The organism is Aquitalea magnusonii, from assembly GCF_002217795.2.
GTDB classification, from domain to species: domain Bacteria; phylum Pseudomonadota; class Gammaproteobacteria; order Burkholderiales; family Chromobacteriaceae; genus Aquitalea; species Aquitalea magnusonii_B.
The window spans coordinates 4,495,826-4,513,883 of the sequence record NZ_AP018823.1 but is presented as its reverse complement, the minus strand read 5'-3'; the positions used below and the strand labels follow the sequence as shown (position 1 = coordinate 4,513,883).

Genomic DNA, 18,058 nt, shown 5'->3' with positions numbered 1-18,058 from the left:
ATCAAAATTCCTTTTTAAAATGCGCCATGATGCTAACGTAATTTTTCAGTATTTAACAGTCATCCTGGCATAAGCAGCCTGCAGCAATGAAAAAGGCCCCGCATGGTCAATGCGGGGCCGAGTAGCCAACAGGAGCTGAATCAGGCCAGCAGGCAGGAACTCTGGCTTGCTTCACTGATACGGCGCAGCTGGATGGTTTCCTTGCTGCAACGCGCTTCGGCCTGCGGGCAGCGGGTGCGGAACACACAGCCGGACGGCGGATTGATCGGGCTGGGCAGATCGCCTTGCAGGATCTGGATCACCTTGCCCTTTTCCAGCTTCGGGTCCGGAATGGGGATGGCCGACAGCAAGGCGCGGGTGTAAGGATGGGCAGGCGCGTCGTACAAGGCATGCTTTTGCGCCAGCTCCATCTCGCGGCCCAGATACATCACCAGGATGCGGTCGGAAATATGCTTCACCACCGCCAGGTCGTGGGCGATGAAGATCAGCGCCAGCCCCATCTCGCGCTGCAACTCCTTCAGCAGGTTGATGATCTGTGCCTGGATCGACACGTCCAGCGCCGACACCGGTTCGTCGCAGATGATCAGCTTGGGCTCCAGAATCAGCGCACGGGCAATGCCGATACGCTGGCACTGGCCACCGGAAAATTCGTGCGGATAGCGGTTGATCATCTGCTCGCGCAGGCCCACCTTGCGCATCATGCTGCGCACGCGCTGCATGATGTCGTCGGCGGACAGCTCCGGCTTATGCACGCGCAGCGGTTCGCCAATGATCTGCGCCACGGTCATGCGCGGGTTGAGCGAGGCCAGCGGATCCTGGAAGATCATCTGGATATCCTTGCGCACCGCGTGCCAGTCCTTGTCGCTGCCACGGGTCAGGTCCTTGCCCATCCACACGATTTCACCAGCGGTGGCCGGAATCAGGTTGAGGATGGCGCGCGACAGGGTGGACTTGCCACAGCCGGACTCGCCCACCACACCCAGGGTTTCACCGGCGTACAAGTCGAAGCTGACCCCGTCCACCGCCTTGAGCGTGCGCCTGGCGCTCCACGGCCAGCGGCCATCGCCCTTCACCTGAAAATGCACTTTGACATCACGTACCGACAGAATCGGCTGCTTGGCTTGTTCAGACATGTGCCACCTCCTGTGCGGCCAGCTGCAATTCGGCTACCGGCTTGTGACAGGCGCGCAGTACCTGCGGATTACTGGTGCTGGCAGCCAGTGCCGGCAGTTCGTCGGCGCAGCGGCTGCTGGCATGGGTGCAACGCTCAGAGAACGGGCAGCCCTTGGGCATGTGCGCCATATTGGGCGGATTACCCGGAATGCTCACCAGCTCGCTGCCGTCGTGGTCAAGCCGGGGCAGTGCGCCGAGCAGGCCGATGGTATAGGGGTGGCTGGGCTGATAGAAGATATTGTCCGCCGTGCCGTATTCCATGACGCGGCCGCCATACATCACCATCACTTTCTCGCACAGGCCGGCTACCACGCCCAGATCGTGGGTGATCATCACGATGGAGGTGCCGAAATCACGCTGCAGGTCTTTGAGCAGGGTGAGGATCTGCGCCTGTACCGTCACGTCCAGCGCGGTGGTGGGTTCGTCGGCAATCAGCACTTCCGGTTCGCACAGCAGGGCCATGGCAATCATCACCCGCTGGCGCATGCCGCCGGAAAATTCGTGCGGATACATATTGATGCGACGGGCGGCTTCCGGAATGCGCACTGCGTCCAGCAGCTCGATGGCGCGCTTTTTGGCATCGCGGCGGCTGATGCCCTTGTGCAGCTCCAGTACCTCGGTCATCTGGCGCTCTACCGTCAGATAGGGGTTGAGCGAGGTCATCGGGTCCTGGAAGATCATTGCCAGCCGGTCACCGCGGATGCGGTTGAGCGAGGTCGGGCTCATGGCCAGCAGGTTCTGGCCCTGATACAGCGCCTCGCCCGTGGTTTTGCCGTTACGCGCCAGCAGGCCCATCATGGCCAGCACGGTCTGGCTCTTGCCGGAACCGGATTCGCCGACGATGCCCAGGGTCTGGCCTTTTTCCAGCTCGAAGCTGACGCCGTTGACGGCGCTGACCACGCCGTCGTTGGTCTGGAACTGTACGCCCAGATTACTTACTTTCAATAGACTCATCTGTTGCTACCTCAACGATCTTTCGGATCGAGCGCATCGCGCAGGCCGTCGCCGATATAGTTGGCGCAATACAGGGTGACCGACAGCATGCCGGCCGGGAACAGCAGAATCCACGGGCTGGCATCCATCACGCCGGCACCGTCCTGAATCAGCACACCCCAGCTGGTCATCGGCTCCTGCACCCCCAGGCCCAGGAAGGACAGCACCGATTCGGTCAGGATCACACCCGGCACGGTGACGGTGGTGTAGATCACCACGATGCCCAAGAGGTTGGGCACGATGTGACGGAAGATGATCTTGGGCGTGGACACGCCGATGGCGTGCGCCGCCTCGACATATTCCTTGGACTTGATTGCCAGTGTCTGGCCGCGCACCACCCGTGCCATGTCCATCCAGGAAAACACGGTAATGGTGAGCACCACCAGGTAGAAGTCGCGGCCCAGCAGGGTCACCATCAGGATGGCAATCAGCAGGTAGGGCACGGCATACATCATGTCGACAATACGCATCATCAGCGCATCCACCTTGCCGCCCATGAAGCCGGCCGTCGCACCCCAGACAATGCCCAGTGCCACCGAGGCGATGGTGGCCAGCGCGCCCACCATCAGCGAAATGCGCCCGCCGATCAGGCAGCGCACCAGCAGGTCACGTCCCAGTGCATCGGTACCGAACCAGTGGGTATTCAGCAGCGTCGGGGCAATGCCCATTGCGTCCCAGTCGGTGTCTTCATAAGTGTGCGGCAGCACCATCGGCCCGAACACACAGGCCAGGGTGATGAAGGCCAGCACGATCAGGCTGAGCACGGCGGCCTTGTTGCGGAAAAAACGCAGCCGCGCATCACGCCACAGGCTGCGGCCTTCTACGGCGGCATCGGTCAGGCCATTGTCCAGCGCAGCCGTCATGGCTTTCTGTTTGCTTTGCATCATGATTTTGCTCCCGCTCAGTAGCGAATCTTCGGGTCCAGCAGCGCATAGGCCAGATCCACGAGCAGGTTGAGAACAACGGTAATCACCGTCACCAGTACCACCAGGCCCAGTACCAGCGTGTAGTCGCGGTTGGCGGCACCATTGACGATGAGCTTGCCAAGACCGGGCAGGCCGAACACGGTTTCGGTCACTACCGCAGCGGTAATCGAGGAAATGGCCAGCGGGCCGATCACCGACACCACCGGCATCAAGGCCGGCTTGAGCGCATGGCGCAGCACGATGGTGCGCATGGGCAGGCCCTTGGCGCGGGCGGTACGGATGAAGTTGCTGCCCAGTACCTCGATCATGCTGCCGCGCATCACACGGCCGATGGTGGAGATGTTGATGAACACCAGCAGGGCAATCGGCAGCACCATGTAGCGCAGCGAGAAATCATCCCAGCCGCCGGCCGGCAACCATTCCAGGCCGATGGCAAACACCATCACCAGCACCGGGCCCAGCACGAAGGACGGAAAAGCGCCGCCGATATTGCCCAGCAGCATCACCAGATAGTCGATCAGGCTGTTCTGGCGCAGTGCGGCCACAATGCCCAGCGCCACGCCGATGAACAGGGAAATCACGATGGCACCGCCACCGATGGCGGCAGACACCGGCAGGGCCTTGCCCACCAGGTCGTTCACGCTCCAGTCGGCATAACGGAAGGAAGCACCCAGATCGCCCTGCAACAGGCTCTTGATGTAATACAGGTATTGCTGCCACAGCGGCAGGTCGAGATGGTATTTGGCCTGCAAATTGGCCAGCACGGCAGCAGACACCTTGCGTTCCCCGTCAAACGGGCCGCCCGGGGTCAGGTGCAGCAGCAGATAGCAAACGGTAATGACGGCCAGCAGTGTGGGAATGGTCGCCAGCACGCGTCGGAAAGTATAGGACCACATGGGGATACTCCAGCCAGGCTCGTCCGCCAGCGCAGCACACGTCTTGTGAACATGGCTGCACGGCACGGTGCGCCGGCATGATGCGCTACATCACAAGCCGGATGTCCGTCTGGCGGACATCCGGCCTCTGTTCAACCGGGGGCCGCAGCCCCCTCCTCTTGCATCACTCAGTCAAGCGCAAGGCTTAGTGCTGGATGATGTAGAGGTCCTTGCCGCGGTAGCGGTCCATCGGGTTCTTGCCGTAGCCACCCACATAGGACTTCACCAGACGCGGTGCGGTGTATTGCAGCAGCGGGATCATCGGATAGTCATCCATGATCATCTTCACCGCCTGGGTGAACAGTTGCTTGCGCTTGGCCTGATCGGTGCTATCGCTACCCTGCTTGATCAGCGCTTCGGCCTTGGCATTGCAGTTCTTGTTGTCGTTCTGGTCGTTGTCACACTGCACCAGCGCGAGGAAGGTGGTGGCGTCGTTGTAGTCTGCCACCCAGCCGTTACGAGCGATCTGGTAATCGGCATCGTGACGCTTCTTCAGCAGCACCTTGAATTCCAGGCTTTCCAGCTCGGTGTTCAGGCCCAGCTTGGATTTCCATTCGGAAGCGGCAAAAATGGCCATCTTCTTGTGGTAGTCACTGGTGTTGTAGGCAAACTTCAGCTTGGTGCCGGGCTGTACACCGGCCTGGGCCAGCAGCTTCTTGGCCTCTTCCACCCGCTTGGCCATCGGCCATTTTGCCCAGTCGTAGCTGGTGACATCGGCACCGGCAGTACCGGCCACGATGGCGCTGTAGGCCGGAGCCTGGCCGTCGGCAGTCACTTTCTTGGCCAGGATGTCACGGTCGATCACCATGGACAGTGCCTTGCGCACGCGCACGTCTTTCAGCAGCGGGTCCTTGTTGTTCAGCGAGTAGTAACGCAGGCCCAGGAAAGGCGCATTGCGGATTTCCTTCGGATACTGGGTCTTGTACTTGTCGTAAGTGCCGGACGGCAGTTCCAGTACCCAGTCGTTTTCGCCGGATTCATACAGCTTCACGTCGGCGTTGTGGTCTTCGATCGGCAGATAGGTGATCTTGCCCAGCTGCACGTTTTTCACGTCCCAGTACTGGGCGTTCTTTTCCACCACCACCTTGCTGTTGACCTGCCAGTCCTTCAGCGCAAAAGCGCCGTTGGAAACCATCTTGCCCGGCTTGGTCCAGTCCTTGCCGAACTTGTCGATGGTGGCCTTGGGCAGCGGAGCCAGCTGGGTGTTGGCTACCAGCGACGGCATGAACGGTACCGGGTACGGGGTTTGTACTTCCAGCGTGTACTTGTCCACGGCCTTCACACCCAGCGCAGAAGCGGGCTTCTTGCCTTCGGTGATTTCCTTGCCGTTGAGGATGAAGATGCCGTAGGTAGAGGCATAGGGAGATGCCGTCTTGGGCTCGACAAAACGCTGCCAGCCATAGACGAAATCGCTCGCGGTCACCGCGGAACCATCCGACCACTTGGCATTCTTGCGCAGCTTGAATACCCAGGTGGTGGGGCTGGTCTGCTTCCAGGACTCGGCCACACCCGGCACAACCTTGCCAAAGCTGTCGGTGGCGGTGAGGCCTTCAAACAGGTCGGCGGTAATGGTGTTGGCCGGAACCGATTCGGCCAGTACCGGGTCCAGCGACTCGGGCTCGGAGCCGGTGTTGCGGGTGAGTTCCTGCTTGGCTGCCAGCTTGACACCAGCCGGAACCTGGGCGGCCAGAGCAGCACTACCTGCCAAGGCCAGGGCAACGGCAGCAGCCGCCACGCGCAGCGATTTATGATGTTTCATTCGCCTATTCTCCTGTACTGAAATGCCCCGCTTATTGCGGGTGTGTAAATTCTTTTATCCGAATTATGTTCGGAACTACCGTTTAACTGTCAGAAACGGGCCGGGCCATTATGCGCTGTCGCTTTTGGATTTCTCAAGCCCGAGTCAGAACAATATGACAATCGTTTTGCAAAATCCGTGTCATTTCAACGACGATAGCCATTTCCAGAGCATTTATTCACAAAAAAATTGGCATCCAGGCAATATCATTCGCCTGCATCATGAGTATTTATATTGGCTGGTATTAATATCTTGCATGCGTTGCACATTTAAGCCGTTTGCCAGCTTGTATTAGTGATTTATCCCGGCCGGATGGCGGCTGGCTTCTGCAGCAGTTAAATCCAGCCCTGGCTTAGGGACGCTAACAATAAACCTGCGGCGGCGTTGCGCCTCCTGGCCCAAGAGACACAACCTGCTTGTTAGCCACTCTTAATCAGCGCCAGCCAGATTCAGATATGGCCGGGATAGCCAGGCAGCAGGCGTAAAAAAAGCTCCCGTGCGGGAGCTTCATTACAGCGGCGAGGAGCGGAAGGAATCAGTCCTGCATGCGCCAGTGAATGGCTTCGCCAGCACGCAGCGGCACCAGCACCTCATCGCCATAGCTCAGTTCGGCCGGCACGGTCCAGCTTTCCTTCACCAGGGTGATGGTGTCGGCATTGGGGGCCAGACCGTAGAAAGCCGGGCCGTTCAAGCTGGCAAAGGCTTCCAGCTTGTCCAGCGCAGCGGCGTCCTCGAAGGCTTCGGCATACAGCTCGATGGCGGCATTGGCGGTGTACATGCCGGCACAGCCACAGGCGGCTTCCTTGGCGTGACGGGCATGCGGCGCGCTGTCGGTGCCAAGGAAGAACTTGGCCGAACCGGAGGTGGCAGCCTGCACCAGCGCCTGGCGGTGCAGCTCGCGCTTGAGCACCGGCAGACAGTAATGATGCGGGCGGATGCCGCCAACAAAGATGGCGTTGCGGTTCATCAGCAGGTGGTGCGCGGTAATGGTGGCGGCGATGTTGTCCGGCGCGCTGGCCACGTATTCGGCGGCATCCTTGGTGGTGATGTGTTCGAACACCACGCGCAAGGACGGCAGGCGGGCCAACAGCGGCTGGAATACCTGTTCGATGAACACCGCTTCGCGGTCGAAAATGTCGATGGCCGGATCGGTCACTTCACCATGTACCAGCAGCGGCATGCCGCATTCGGCCATGGCTTCCAGTGCCGGCATGGCTTTATCAATGCTGCTGACGCCAAAGTCGGAATTGGTGGTGGCACCGGCCGGATACAGCTTGATGCCATGCACGAAACCGCTGGCGCGCGCCTTGCGCACTTCTTCCGCACTGGTGTTGTCGGTGAGGTAAAGCGTCATCAGCGGCTCAAAACGGCTGCCGGCCGGCAGCGCGGCCAGAATACGCGCGCGGTAGGCGGCGGCAGCTTCCACCGTGGTCACCGGCGGTTTCAGATTGGGCATGATGATGGCGCGGCCCATCTGGCGGGCGGTGTCGGGCAGTACGGCAGCCAGGGCTGCGCCATCGCGCAGGTGCAGGTGCCAGTCGTCGGGGCGGATCAGGGTCAGTGTCGTCATGCGCTTGGGCTCTTTGTCGGGGCTAGCAGTATCGGGGCAGGCCGGGATCATCCCGTCCGGGCGGCAGGCTTACTTGCGACGCAGCACCATGCGGAACTTGCCTTCCGCCGTGGTGGTGGACTCCAGCAGCGCATTGCCGGTCTGGCGGCAAAAGGCCTCGAAATCCTTGGGCGCACCGGCATCGGTGGCAATCACTTCCAGCACGCTGCCGCTTGCCATATCGGCCAGCGCTTTCTTGGCGCGCAGGATGGGCAAGGGGCAGTTGAGGCCGGACAGGTCAATCAGGCGGTCTGGAGTCATCAGGTGTGTCGCTCAGTCTTTACGTTACAATGCCAAATGAAGGCGGTATTCTACCGGCTATCCATCCGACTAGTGTACGCCACCCGTCAAGCCCCTCCCAAATCGGAATGCCCGTCATGTGCGTGATCGCTTTTGCCTACAAGATGCCCGGCCTGGGCCAATTGGTTTTGCTGGCCAACCGTGACGAATACTATGCCCGCCCGGCGGCACCGCTGGACTGGTGGGATGACTATACCGATACCCTGGGCGGACGCGACCTGCAGGCCGGTGGCAGCTGGCTGATGGTGGATGGCCGCGGTCGCTTTGCCGCGCTGACCAATTTCCGCGAAGGCTATGGCAAGAGCGGCGAGCGTTCGCGTGGTGAACTGGTGCCGCGCTTTGTCACCGGCGATGACGACCCGTTTGCCTTTGCCGACTGGCTGCGCGACAACCACCAGCATTATGCGCCGTTCAACCTGCTGTACGGCCAGGTGGACGACCTGTTCCACTTTCACAGCCGCGGCGCGCGCATTGCCCGGGTGACGCCCGGCATTCATACCCTGTCCAATGCCACGCTGGATACGCCCTGGTTCAAGAGCGAACGGCTGGCCGAACACCTGCGCGGCCTGCGCCGCCCGCCTGGCGAAGACGAAGCCTTTGGCTGGCTGGCCGATGCCACCGCCGCCGGACCTGGCCAGTTGCCCAATACCGGGGTGGGGCTGGCGCTGGAAAAAACCCTCTCCCCCATCTTCATCCAGGGACGCGACTATGGCACCCGCGCATCGATCTTGCTCAACGTATCAGCGCGCGGTGATGTAAGCTTGTCCGAACTTTCCTGGGGGCTGGCTGGCCGTGAAGCCGGCCGCCGCCGTTATACCATCCGGCCGGGGCAGATCCAGCACCCGGCCAAGCCTTGAGCAGGAGATGTGCGTGAAACTGTCCCGATTTGGTCTGGCCCTGGCCGGACTGCTGCTGGCCCTGGCTGCCCAGGCCAGCGAATACAACAAGGGTTTCAACAACACCAATTACGCCATGGAAGATGTCAAACCCTGGGAGGAAGGCAAGTACACCCTGCCGGACTACCCGGCGGCACCGGACTGGATCGGTTTTTATATTGGCCCGGAAGTGGTCAACAAATACTTTGCCGACAGCAAGAGCATGAGCGTAGGTGAAGATGGCGTGGTGCGGCTGATCCTGCGCGTGCAAAGCCCGGCAGGGGCTGAAAACCTGAGCATCGAAGGCATTCAGTGCAGCGAGGGCAAATACCGCAGCTACGCCTTTGGCGATGCCATCAACAAGCGCTGGATTGAATCCATGCGCGCCGACTGGCGCAAGATCGAATACGACGACAAGGCACGCCGCGCACTGCGCGAGGACCTGTGCGTGGACAAGACAGCGCCGAAATCCGCCGAGCAGGCTGTCAAGCTGCTGCGCGCAGCACCCTGGCGCTAGCGCAGGCCGGGCGTGGACAGCCAGGGCCAGCCCAGCGCCCGCTGTCCACCCTGTTTTGCACCAGCCCGGTGCAAGCGCCATGACAAGCAGGTGAAATTGCGGTATCAATAAGTCTTTCCCCTGCCTCTGGCCGCATCGTGTCTTCCAGCCCTTCCGCCTCACGCCACGCACTGACGCTGGCCCAGTTCAAAATCCTGCTCTCCGCCATCGGTTTTGGCAGCATGGCCATCCTGGCGCGCTTTGCCTATGCCGATGGTGTTTCCACCCCCAGCCTGCTGTTTCTGCGCTTTTTCCTGGCCGGGATGTTACTGCTGCCCTGGGTGTTATGGAAAAAACTGCCGTGGCCACGCGGCCGGGCGCTGCTGGTGCTGATCGCCATGGGCAGCCTGGGCTATGCCGGCATGGCCGCCTGCTATTTCTCCGGCCTGCACTACGCCAGCGCCGGCACCATCGCCTTGCTGCTGTATCTGTTTCCCGCCATCGTGCTGGTGCTGTCCACCCTGCTGCTGGGCGAACGCTTTAGCAGCAGACGCATGCTGGCACTGGCGCTGGCCCTTGGCGGACTGGCCGTCACCATCGGGCTGGAGCTCTCCGCACAACCCTTGGGACTGCTGCTGGGACTGACTTCTGCACTGATCTACTCGCTGTACATCCTGGCCGGCAGCCGTTATACCGCGGACTGTGACCCGCTGACCTCGGCCTGTGTGGTGGTGTTTGCTGCCGCCAGCTGCTATGGCATTTACCTGGCCATCACCGGCTTTCACGGCCCGGCCAGCCTGCACGGCTGGCTGTCGGTATTGGGCATTGCCTGCTTTGGCACAGTGGCGGCACTGGCACTGTTCCTGTCCGGACTGGCCAAAACTGGTGCCACCCAGGCCTCGCTGATTTCCACCGCAGAACCAGTGGTCACCATCCTGCTGGCCTGGCTGTTACTGGGCGAACCGCTGGGCTGGAGCCAGGTGCTGGGTGGCGGGCTGATTCTGGCAGCGGTGGTGTTGATCAGCCGCGAAGCGCGGCCGGAGCAGGTGCAACTGACCGAGCTGCATGACTGAAACCGGGCGATACAAAGGGAACCTCAATGAAATACGGTCTGAGCGGCCTGCTGCTGGCAGGGCTGTGCAGCAGCATGGCACTGGCGGCCAGCGATAACTGCCAGGATGCCATGACGCAGGCGGAGATGAATGTCTGCGCGGCCAAAGCGCATGCTCTGGCCGATAGCCGACTGAACAGCCTCTACCAGCAATATCGCCAGCGGCTGGCTGCCGACGACCAGCAACGGCTGACTGTTGCCCAGCGGGCCTGGGTAGGCTACCGCGATGCCGCTTGCCGTTTTGAAACCGCACAGGTCAGTGGTGGCAGCATCTTCCCCACCATCTGGTTGCAGTGCCTGACCGGCAAGACGGAGACGCGCATCAAGGAGTTGCAAAAACTGATGCAATGCAAGGAAGGCGAGCTGGACTGCCCTTCGCTGCAATAAAACAGTGGCTGGCAGCCTGCCTGAAGCTGGGAATACGCGACGTAAGAAACTGCCTGCTTGGCTGCATGCCCCTGCCGGCGACTCAGGCCCCGGCTTTCCAGTGCCCGCTCTTGCCGCCTTCTTTTTCCAGCAACTGCACGGCGGAAATCACCATGCCACGGTCCACCGCCTTGCACATGTCGTAGATGGTGAGCAGGCCGACGCTGGCTGCGGTGAGCGCTTCCATTTCCACTCCGGTCTGACCGCTGCACTCAGCGGTCACGGCAATGCTGACGCTGCTGGCGGCTTCGTCCAGCGCAAATTCGACAGCAACGCGGGTGAGCGCAATCGGGTGACACAGCGGAATCAGGTCGGCAGTGCGTTTGGAAGCCATGATGGCGGCGATGCGGGCAATGCCCAGCACGTCGCCCTTTTTATGATGGCCATCGCGAATCAAGGCCAGGGTGGCAGGCAGCATGCGGATGCTGCCCTGTGCCACCGCGCGGCGGCGACTGACCTCTTTGTCCCCCACGTCCACCATGTGGGCCTGGCCGCTGGCGTCAAAATGAGTCAGTCCGGACATGTAAACCTCCCGCAAGCGGCAGCCGTGAGCTGCCATCAGATTAAGATGGCTGGCAGTGTGCGGCTAACGGATCAATTTGCCAATTAGCCAGAAGAGGGTGAGCAACAGCCCCAGCGCACCCGTCCATTTGCACAGACGCAGGCAAAGCCGGAGGTAGCGCGGGTTGCGGGTAAGTGCATAGCTGATGGATGCCCAGCCAAACGCCAGGATGATGACAATCGCCCACAGCCGCCACCACAGCATGCTTACACCACCTCGGGCAGGCGATGGAAGCTGGACGGTGCATCCAGCGGATCGCTATAGCTGACGTATTCCCAGGCATCCGGGGTTTCCAGCAGCTTGCGCAGCAGCTTGTTGTTCATCGCGTGGCCGGATTTGTGGCCGGAGAAAGCCGCAATCAGCGGATGGCCAATGATGTAGAGATCACCGATGGCATCCAGGATCTTGTGGCGCACGAATTCATCGGGGAAGCGCAGACCTTCCGGGTTGAGCACGTACTCGTCATCGATGACGATGGCGTTATCCAGGCTGCCACCCAGTCCCAGACCATGCTGGCGCATGTATTCCACTTCATGCATGAAGCCGAAAGTACGGGCGCGGCTGATCTCGTCCAGATAAGAGCTGTTGGCAAAGTCGATTTCGACTTTCTGCGGTGCCAGGTTGAAAGCGGGGTGATTGAATTCGATGGACAGGGTGATCTTGAAGCCATCCAACGGCTCCAGTCTGACCCATTTGTCGCCTTCGATGATTTCCAGCGGCTGTTTCACCCGGATAAAGCGCTTGGGTACGGACTGCTCGACCACACCAGCGCTTTGCAGCAGGTAAATGAAGGGGGCGGCGGAGCCATCCATGATGGGAATTTCCGCCGCCGTCACCTCGACTACAAGGTTGTCGATGCCAAAACCGGCAAAGGCTGACATCAAATGCTCGATCGTGCCGACACGCACGCCGGTGTCTGTCACCAGCGTGGAGGAGAGGCGCGTGTCGTTGACGAGCGCAGGCTCGACCTTCACCTCTACCGGCTCGGGCAAGTCGGTACGGCGAAAGACGATGCCGGTGTCGGGGGCTGCCGGCAGCAGGGTGAGTTTCACCCGCTCGCCAGAATGCAAGCCGACACCTGTGGCGCTGATCGCTTGTTTTAGCGTGCGCTGGAATATCATGTGAAGCTCTCAGGCAATCGGGAAGACCCGATTCTAGCACAGGCTTGCGCCATGCTTTATTGATTGCTCGTCACACGTTAATAGTATTTAACTATTTATCCTGAATGGCCTTTCTCAATCGGCCTGCTTGCGCAGGAAGGCCGGAATATCATAGCTGTCGCTCACTTCCGGGTTGGAGAAGTCGGTGGACGGCGCAGCGCGGCGACGGCCCTGACGCATGATGGCCGGGGTATCGAAATCGTCGTAGTTGATGACTTCCACCGCACGGTCGTCGGTGCCGGTCTTGACGATCTTGATGTATTCCGGACGCTCTTCGCGTACCGGCTTTTGCTGGCCCAGGCCGGTGGCAATCAGGGTGACACGGATGGTGTCTTCCGGCATTTCTTCCACTTCGGCGGTACCGAACTTGATCTGTGCATCTTCATCGGCGTACTGACGGATGATGCCCATGATTTCGCGGTATTCGCTCATCTTCAGGCAACCCGGTGCGGTAGAAATGTTCACCAGCACGCCACGTGCGCCTTCCAGGGTGATGTTGTCCAGCAGCGGGCTGGCCACGGCTTGCTCGGCGGCCACGCGGGCACGGTCGATGCCGGAGGCGTAGGCAGAACCCATCATCGCCAGGCCCATTTCACCCATCACGGTGCGTACGTCGGCAAAGTCGACGTTGATCAGGCCGGGGCAGGTAATCACTTCGGCGATACCGGCCACTGCGCCCTTGAGCACGTCGTCGGCAGCACGGAAGGCTTCACGCATGGTCACGTCGTCGCCCAGTACTTCCATCAGCTTTTCGTTGGGGATGACGATCAGCGAGTCAACATGCTTTTTCAGGTCTTCGATACCGCTCTGGGCCACTTTCAGGCGCTTGCCTTCGTGCTCGAACGGGCGGGTGACCACACCTACGGTCAGGATGCCCAGTTCCTTGGCCACTTCAGCCACCACCGGGGCAGCACCGGTACCGGTACCACCGCCCATGCCGGCAGTCACGAATACCATATTGGCACCACGCAGCGCGTCGGCAATGCGTTCGCGGTCTTCCAGTGCGGCGCTGCGGCCCACTTCCGGGTTGGCACCGGCGCCCAGACCACGGGTCAGGTTGTTGCCCAGTTGCAGCTTCTGCGGCGACTTGTTGCGCTGCAGGGATTGCGCGTCGGTATTGGCGCAGATGAATTCGACACCATGCACATGGCTGCTGATCATGTTGTCGATGGCATTGCAACCGCCGCCACCTACACCGATCACTTTGATCACAGCCGCGTTGGCGGTCTCTTGCATTACTTCAAAAACCATTCCGCTCATTTGCCTCTCCTCAAGTTTAAGATGAGCTTGCATTCCACTATTTACTGCTGCCCGAAAAACAAAAAACACAGCAGCGGCCACCTGGCCGCCATTGCTTAGAAATTACCGGCGAACCAGGCCTTCATGCGGCCAAACAACTGGCCCACACCCGCGCTTTCCACTTTGGGTCCGCTATGGGTCTGGATCTGGTCCTTGCCGTACAACAACAGGCCGACACCGGTCGAGAAACGTGGCGTCTTCACCACCTCGGCCAGGCCGCCTACATACTTGGGCACGCCCACGCGCACCGGCATGTGGAACACTTCTTCTGCCAGTTCCACCATGCCCGGCATCAGGCTGGCACCGCCGGTCAGCACGATGCCGGAGGACAGCAGGTCCTCGAAGCCGCTGCGGCGCAGTTCCTGCTGTACCAGCTGGAACAGTTCTTCCACCCGAGGCTCCACCACTTCGGCCAGCGTGGCGCGCGACATCTGACGCGGCCCGCGCTCGCCCACGCCCGGTACTTCGATCATCTGGCCTGGATCGGCCATGGTGACCAGCGCCACCGCGTGCTGGATCTTGATGTCTTCCGCTTCCTTGGTGGGGGTGCGCAGCGCCATGGCGATGTCGTTGGTGATCTGATCACCGGCAATCGGAATCACCGCGGTATGACGGATGGCGCCATTGGCATACACGGCGATGTCGGTGGTGCCGCCACCGATGTCGATCAGGCACACGCCCAGGTCTTTTTCGTCCTCCGACAGCACGGCAATGGCCGAGGCCATCGGTTGCAGCACCAGGTCGGATACTTCCAGCCCGCAACGACGCACGCATTTGGTGACGTTTTGCGCAGCAGACACCGCGCCGCTGACGATGTGTACCTTGGCTTCCAGACGCACGCCGCTCATGCCCAGCGGTTCGCGCACGCCTTCCTGGCCGTCAATGCTGTATTCCTGGGTGAGGATGTGCAGCACCTGATGGTCCGGCGGGATGGTGACGGCACGCGCGGTTTCAATCACGCGGTCGATATCCATCTGGGTGACTTCACGGTCCTTGATGGCCACCATGCCGTGCGAGTTGATGCTCTTGATGTGACTGCCAGCAATGCCGGCAAACACCTCGTGAATCTTGCAGTCGGCCATCAGTTCGGCCTCCTCCAGTGCGCGCTGGATGGCTTGCACGGTGGATTCGATATTCACCACCATGCCGCGCTTCAGACCACGTGACGGGGTCTGGCCCATGCCGATGATGTTGAGCTGGCCGTCATCCAGGACCTCCGCGACAATCGCCACGATCTTGGACGTACCAATGTCCAGGCCGACCAGCATGTTCTTGCTTTCCTTAGGTTTGCTCACCTGTCGCTCCAGCTAGGTATTACTTTTTCACTTGTGCCGGCGGCGCCTTGTAATCAGGCATCCGCACGGCAAATCCATTGGGGTAGCGCATGTCCACGTAATCGATGTGGTACGGCAGCGCTGCCAGCTTGTCTTTCCAGTACAGGGCGAATCGCTCCACCCGCAATTCCACGTCGCCACGCCCCAGATCCAGCTTGAGGTCGTTGTCCAGCCCTACCTGCCAGGCCCGACGTGGCGACAGCCAGATGTCCTTGGGCGCCAGTCCCGTCGGTTTCAGGCCCTGGCGCAAACGCGCCAGCATGGCTGTCATGTCTTTTTCCGCCCCTGCCGGGCCATGAAACACCGGCAGTTGCTGGTCGCTGGCGGCATCAAAGCGGTCGCCGTGGCTGTCCACCAGCCCGTTTTCGCCCCAGCGCGCCAGCGCCACGTGTTCTTCCACTGCAATTTCCAGCGCATCCGGCCAACGCCGGCGCACCTGGGCATCCCGCACCCAGGGCAGCTTGCCGAATGCCGCCCGCGTCTTGTCGATGTCCAGCGTGAAGAAAGTTCCGGTCAGCTCATGTTCGGCAATGAAGCGCAGCTGTTCCGGCGTCACTCTTTTCATCTGTCCCTGGATCTGGATTTTCTTCACCGGAAACACCGGTGCATGCGTCACCCAGAATCCACCTGCGTACAACAACATCAGCAGCGAGGCACCCAGCAGGAAATTGGCCAGGCCTTTGAGCAGCTGATGGTTATCCCACATGCACCATATCCAGCACGTTCAGACAGAGATCCTCATAGCTGATGCCTTGGGCGCGCGCCGCCATCGGCACCAGGCTGTGACTGGTCATGCCCGGATTGGTATTCACTTCCAGCAAATAGATGCCGCCCTCTTCATCCATCAGGAAATCCACCCGGCCCCAGCCCTGGCCACCCAATACCTGGAAGGCTTGCAGGCATAGTGCGCGGGCGCGCTGTTCCACTTCTGCGCTCAGGCCGGACGGGCAGCGGTATACCGTGTCGTCACGGAAATACTTGGCCTGGTAGTCGTAATACTCGGTGGCCGGTTCAATCTTGATGGTGGGATAGGCCTGGCCATCAATCACGGCACAGGTGTATTCGCCACCGCCGACAAAACGCTCGGCCAGCACCAGCGGGTCGTACTTGCGGGCTTCTTCAAACGCTGCTTTCAGTTCACCCGGCTGCTTGACCTTGGTCACGCCAATGCTGGAGCCTTCGGTCGCCGGCTTCACAAACAAGGGCAGGCCCAGCCGTGCTTCCACCGCGGCAAAATCGCTGTTCTCGTCCAGCAGTTCGAAGTCGGGAATCGGCAGGCCGGCACCGCGCCACAACAGCTTGGTACGCCATTTATCCATGCAGATGGCCGAAGCCATCACCCCACAGCCGGTATACGGAATGCCCAGGGTTTCCAGTGCGCCTTGCAAGGTGCCGTCTTCGCCAAACGGGCCGTGCAGGATGATGAACACGCGCTCGAAGCCTTCTTCTTTCAGCGCTGCCAGCGGCTTTTCCGCCGGGTCGAAGGCATGGGCGTCCACGCCGCGCGAACGCAAGGCATTCAATACGCCGTTACCGCTCATCAGCGAGATTTCACGCTCGGCGGAGCTGCCACCCATCATCACTGCCACTTTGCCGTACTGCTTCATTTCTCTTCCTTACTGGGAGGGCCTGTCCCCTCCCGCCAAAATTCGCCTGGCGCTTACAGCTTGCCGGCCACCAGTTTGCCCGGCACCGCACCGATGGAACCGGCACCCATGGTGATCACCACATCGCCATCGCGGGCGATGTCCATGATGGTGCGCGGCATGTCGGCAATCTGTTCGACAAACAGCGGCTCCACCTTGCCCGACACGCGCACCGCGCGTGCCAGTGCCCGGCCATCGGCGGCCACGATGGGCGCTTCGCCGGCGGCATAGACTTCGGACAGCAGCAGCGCATCCACGCCGTTCAGCACTTTGACAAAGTCTTCAAACAGATCGCGGGTACGGCTGTAACGGTGCGGCTGGAAGGCCAGCACCAGCCGCTTGTCCGGGAAGGCACCGCGTACCGCGGACAGCGTGGCGGCCATTTCCACCGGGTGGTGGCCGTAGTCGTCCACCAGGGTGAAGCTGCCACCAGCAGGCAGGGCCACTTCGCCATAACGCTGGAAGCGACGGCCCACGCCGGCAAATTCGGCCAGCCCGCGCTGGATGGATGGGATATCGGCACCACACTCCAGGCCGATGGCAATGGCCGACAAGGCGTTCAGCACGTTGTGACGGCCCGGCAGGTTGAGCACCACCGGGAAGCGCTGCTGGCTGCCGTTGTTGACCACCACGTCAAAATGCATCTGGCCACCGGCGGCCACCACATTTTCGGCATAGATGTCGGCCGAATCGTCCAGGCCGTAAGTGGTAACAGGCTTGGTGATGCGGCTGCGGATTTCGCGCACGTTCGGGTCATCCACGCACAGCACGGCACGGCCATAGAAGGGCAGGCGGTGCAGGAAGTCGACAAAAGCCTGTTTGAGCTTGTCGAAGCTGTGGTCGTAGGTGTCCATGTGGTCGGCGTCGATATTGGTGACCACCGCCATCACCGGGGTGAGGTGCAGGAAGGACGCGTCCGATTCGTCGGCCTCCGCCACCAGGAACTCGCCGGAACCCAGCTTGGCATTGGTGCCAGCCGCGGTCAGCTTGCCGCCGATCACGAAAGTGGGATCCAGTCCGGCAGCCGCCAGCACCGATGCCGTCAGGCTGGTGGTGGTGGTCTTGCCGTGGGTGCCGGCAATAGCAATGCCCTGCTTGAAGCGCATCAGCTCGGCCAGCATCATGGCACGCGGAATCACCGGAATGCGGCGCTCGCGGGCGCGCAGCACTTCCGAGTTGTCCGCCTTCACCGCAGTGGAGGTCACCACCACGTCGGCACCTTCCATATAGGTTGCATCATGGCCAAAGAACACGCGTGCGCCCTGGCTAGCCAGGCGCTGGGTGGCGGCACCATCGGCCATGTCCGAACCGGACACGGTGTAGCCGAGGTTCAGCAGAACCTCGGCAATGCCGCACATGCCGACACCACCGATGCCGACGAAGTGAATGTGTTTGACCCTGTGTTTCATGTTCTT

The 18,058-nt window shown here is 61.0% G+C and carries 19 protein-coding genes; 4 read left to right on the top strand and 15 right to left on the bottom strand.

Annotation, left to right across the window (positions count from 1 at the left end; genetic code table 11):
* Positions 1-140: 140 nt before the first annotated feature.
* The 7 genes from oppF to DLM_RS21145 form a co-directional block, all read right to left on the bottom strand.
* Positions 141-1,133, bottom strand: coding sequence for a murein tripeptide/oligopeptide ABC transporter ATP binding protein OppF (gene oppF, locus DLM_RS21175; protein WP_089082920.1), 993 nt, complete (start codon positions 1,131-1,133; stop codon positions 141-143).
* Positions 1,126-2,127 carry an oligopeptide/dipeptide ABC transporter ATP-binding protein gene (locus DLM_RS21170; protein WP_089082921.1) on the bottom strand — a complete coding sequence of 334 codons (1,002 nt, stop codon included), beginning with the start codon at positions 2,125-2,127 and terminating at the stop codon, positions 1,126-1,128. The genes oppF and DLM_RS21170 overlap by 8 nt, the downstream gene beginning before the upstream one ends.
* 11 nt (positions 2,128-2,138) lie before the next feature.
* Positions 2,139-3,053 carry an ABC transporter permease subunit gene (locus DLM_RS21165; RefSeq protein WP_089082922.1) on the bottom strand — a complete coding sequence of 305 codons (915 nt, stop codon included), beginning with the start codon at positions 3,051-3,053 and terminating at the stop codon, positions 2,139-2,141.
* A gap of 14 nt (positions 3,054-3,067) precedes the next feature.
* The gene (gene oppB, locus DLM_RS21160; protein WP_089082923.1) at positions 3,068-3,988 is read right to left on the bottom strand and encodes an oligopeptide ABC transporter permease OppB; all 921 of its coding nucleotides are present in this window, start codon (positions 3,986-3,988) and stop codon (positions 3,068-3,070) included.
* 184 nt (positions 3,989-4,172) lie between these two features.
* A complete protein-coding gene (locus DLM_RS21155; protein ID WP_089082924.1) occupies positions 4,173-5,786 on the bottom strand; it encodes a peptide ABC transporter substrate-binding protein in 1,614 nt (537 codons plus the stop codon).
* A gap of 574 nt (positions 5,787-6,360) precedes the next feature.
* A complete protein-coding gene (pyrC, locus tag DLM_RS21150) occupies positions 6,361-7,395 on the bottom strand; it encodes a dihydroorotase (protein WP_089083035.1) in 1,035 nt (344 codons plus the stop codon).
* 69 nt (positions 7,396-7,464) lie between these two features.
* Positions 7,465-7,695: a sulfurtransferase TusA family protein gene (locus DLM_RS21145; RefSeq protein WP_089082925.1), complete on the bottom strand. Its 231-nt coding sequence runs from the start codon at positions 7,693-7,695 to the stop codon at positions 7,465-7,467.
* Between the two features lie 116 nt (positions 7,696-7,811).
* Between DLM_RS21145 and DLM_RS21140 the strand changes: the two genes are divergently transcribed.
* The 4 genes from DLM_RS21140 (at position 7,812) to DLM_RS21125 (ending at position 10,603) form a co-directional block, all read left to right on the top strand.
* Entirely contained in the window at positions 7,812-8,591 is a 780-nt protein-coding gene (locus DLM_RS21140; RefSeq protein WP_089082926.1) for an NRDE family protein, read from the top strand.
* Between the two features lie 13 nt (positions 8,592-8,604).
* Positions 8,605-9,126, top strand: a complete 522-nt coding sequence (locus DLM_RS21135) for a CNP1-like family protein (RefSeq protein ID WP_167467186.1) — start codon at positions 8,605-8,607, stop codon at positions 9,124-9,126.
* A gap of 137 nt (positions 9,127-9,263) precedes the next feature.
* Positions 9,264-10,178 carry a DMT family transporter gene (locus DLM_RS21130; protein WP_231959925.1) on the top strand — a complete coding sequence of 305 codons (915 nt, stop codon included), beginning with the start codon at positions 9,264-9,266 and terminating at the stop codon, positions 10,176-10,178.
* 26 nt (positions 10,179-10,204) lie between these two features.
* Complete coding sequence (locus tag DLM_RS21125) at positions 10,205-10,603, top strand: lysozyme inhibitor LprI family protein (RefSeq protein WP_089082928.1); 399 nt, start codon at positions 10,205-10,207, stop codon at positions 10,601-10,603.
* Between the two features lie 82 nt (positions 10,604-10,685).
* On the opposite strand, the gene moaC is transcribed toward DLM_RS21125, so the two are convergent.
* The 8 genes from moaC to murC all read right to left on the bottom strand — a co-directional run bounded on the left by moaC (position 10,686) and on the right by murC (position 18,052).
* On the bottom strand, positions 10,686-11,165 hold the full coding sequence (gene moaC / locus DLM_RS21120; RefSeq protein ID WP_089082929.1) for a cyclic pyranopterin monophosphate synthase MoaC: 480 nt from the start codon (positions 11,163-11,165) through the stop codon (positions 10,686-10,688).
* Positions 11,166-11,228: 63 nt separating this feature from the next.
* Entirely contained in the window at positions 11,229-11,408 is a 180-nt protein-coding gene (locus DLM_RS21115; RefSeq protein ID WP_089082930.1) for a hypothetical protein, read from the bottom strand.
* A 2-nt stretch (positions 11,409-11,410) separates the two neighbouring features.
* Positions 11,411-12,322: a UDP-3-O-acyl-N-acetylglucosamine deacetylase gene (lpxC, locus tag DLM_RS21110; RefSeq protein WP_197715621.1), complete on the bottom strand. Its 912-nt coding sequence runs from the start codon at positions 12,320-12,322 to the stop codon at positions 11,411-11,413.
* A gap of 117 nt (positions 12,323-12,439) precedes the next feature.
* Positions 12,440-13,624 (bottom strand): cell division protein FtsZ, encoded by a 1,185-nt coding sequence (gene ftsZ, locus DLM_RS21105; RefSeq protein WP_045846485.1) that lies wholly within the window; start codon positions 13,622-13,624, stop codon positions 12,440-12,442.
* A 95-nt stretch (positions 13,625-13,719) separates the two neighbouring features.
* Positions 13,720-14,931, bottom strand: a complete 1,212-nt coding sequence (ftsA, locus tag DLM_RS21100; protein ID WP_231960293.1) for a cell division protein FtsA — start codon at positions 14,929-14,931, stop codon at positions 13,720-13,722.
* Between the two features lie 46 nt (positions 14,932-14,977).
* Positions 14,978-15,703, bottom strand: a complete 726-nt coding sequence (locus tag DLM_RS21095) for a cell division protein FtsQ/DivIB (protein ID WP_089082933.1) — start codon at positions 15,701-15,703, stop codon at positions 14,978-14,980.
* Positions 15,693-16,604, bottom strand: a complete 912-nt coding sequence (locus DLM_RS21090; protein ID WP_089082934.1) for a D-alanine--D-alanine ligase — start codon at positions 16,602-16,604, stop codon at positions 15,693-15,695. Before DLM_RS21090 ends, DLM_RS21095 begins: the two co-directional genes overlap by 11 nt.
* Before the next feature lie 53 nt (positions 16,605-16,657).
* Positions 16,658-18,052, bottom strand: coding sequence for a UDP-N-acetylmuramate--L-alanine ligase (gene murC / locus DLM_RS21085; protein ID WP_089082935.1), 1,395 nt, complete (start codon positions 18,050-18,052; stop codon positions 16,658-16,660).
* Positions 18,053-18,058 lie beyond the last annotated feature (6 nt).